Raw genomic sequence first — 568 nt, forward strand, 5'->3', positions numbered from 1 at the left:
CGGAAGCTAAGCCCTCCAGCGCCGATGGTACTGCACTCGTGAGGGTGTGGGAGAGTAGGACACCGCCGGACAATCTTCCAGTCGAGGGCCGCCCCATCCGGGTCGGCCCTCGACTGCGTAGCGCCATTGGTGGCGCAATCAGGAAGGATGTACCTGTGAGTTCAGGACCGCAGGGCGGAGATCGTCCCCGTCGTTACGAAGACCGCACCGACGGCCCGGGTGGCCGCGACCGTGGTGCGCGCCGCGACGACCGGCCCCCGTACCGGGGAGATCGGGACAACGCCGGCGGCGCCCGAGGCGGATACGCCGGCGGTCGTGATGGTGGTTCCCGTGGTGGCGACCGCGATGGCTCCCGTTCGGGCGCTCCGCGTGAGGGCGGCTTCCGTGGTGGCGACCGCGATGGTTCCCGCGCTGGTGCGCCACGTGAGGGTGGCTTCCGTGGCGGTGACCGTCGCGAGGGTGGCGGCTTCCGTGGTGGCGACCGCGATGGGTCGCGCTCCGGTGCGCCGCGTGAGGGTGGTTTCCGCGGTGGTGACCGTGACGGTGGTTTCCGTGGTGGTGACCGCCG

1 rRNA gene and 1 pseudogene are annotated in these 568 nt (G+C 71.1%); one reads left to right on the forward strand and one right to left on the reverse strand.

What is annotated here, in order from left to right:
* Window positions 1–71 (forward strand): 5S ribosomal RNA (gene rrf, locus ACLQ26_RS33025); the annotation flags it as partial.
* Window positions 72–161: 90 nt separating this feature from the next.
* Here the strand turns inward: rrf and ACLQ26_RS33030 are convergent.
* Window positions 162–568: pseudogene (locus tag ACLQ26_RS33030) on the reverse strand (hypothetical protein); the annotation flags it as partial.

It is taken from the genome of Micromonospora sp. DT43 (assembly GCF_049841645.1).
In the GTDB taxonomy this organism is placed as follows: Bacteria; Actinomycetota; Actinomycetes; order Mycobacteriales; family Micromonosporaceae; genus Micromonospora.